Annotated in this window: 1 protein-coding gene; it reads right to left on the bottom strand. The window is 45.8% G+C overall.

Annotated features, from left to right (window positions below; genetic code table 11):
* Positions 1-512 (bottom strand): hypothetical protein (locus tag D7Y06_RS25435; protein WP_120410231.1); only part of this gene is annotated, 512 nt, incomplete at its 3' end.
* Positions 513-670: the final 158 nt, after the last annotated feature.

Genomic DNA, 670 nt, shown 5'->3' with positions numbered 1-670 from the left:
AACAGTTCCTTTCCGTCCTTTGATTTAATCGCTGTACCGTTTGTTCCCACATAGGCAGTTGTATTGTCATCAAGGTGCTGTATCGTTCCTGTCATTTCCGCGAACTTTTTCAGCCACGACTCTCCCGTTTCCTTGCACATTTCCTTAAATTTCTTAGCATCCTCCCCCGTCATATAAGGGTGCTTCCCATCCCTGACATACCATGAAAAACCTGTTGCTTTGTCCGTATATTTCGGATCTGTTGCCGCCCATTCTTCCAAGGTCTTATCTCCATACCACACTGTCAGCCCGCTGTCATTTGATACGGTGTTTTCCTCCTGCCCCATTATTGGATTTGTTGATTTAAGTGCGTCATATATATCCTGCACATTGGCATTCTGCCTTGCACTTCCGGGAGCGGATTCCTCTGCCGCCTGTTTCTGCGGGTAGAACTGTCCTGCCCTGCTCCTATTGTATCTATTCGCTGATACATTGTTCTGATAATAATTCTGTCCTATTCCATTTACGTTCATTTTTCAAATCCTCCATTGTCATCAATTATTTTGATAGCAGCCCCTCTGTCGTTCAGAGCCGCCCCTGCTCCCATGTAATAAGTCCGAGCAGTTTATGCCTCCATGCGGACATACAACCTAACTTCCCCTGTCAAACTTCATGACAAACACCCCCTTTC

This window comes from Roseburia sp. 1XD42-69, from assembly GCF_003612565.1.
Classification (GTDB): Bacteria; Bacillota; Clostridia; order Lachnospirales; family Lachnospiraceae; genus Roseburia_B.
Note: the sequence above shows the minus strand (reverse complement) of the source record. Positions and strands in the feature narration are given on the sequence as shown.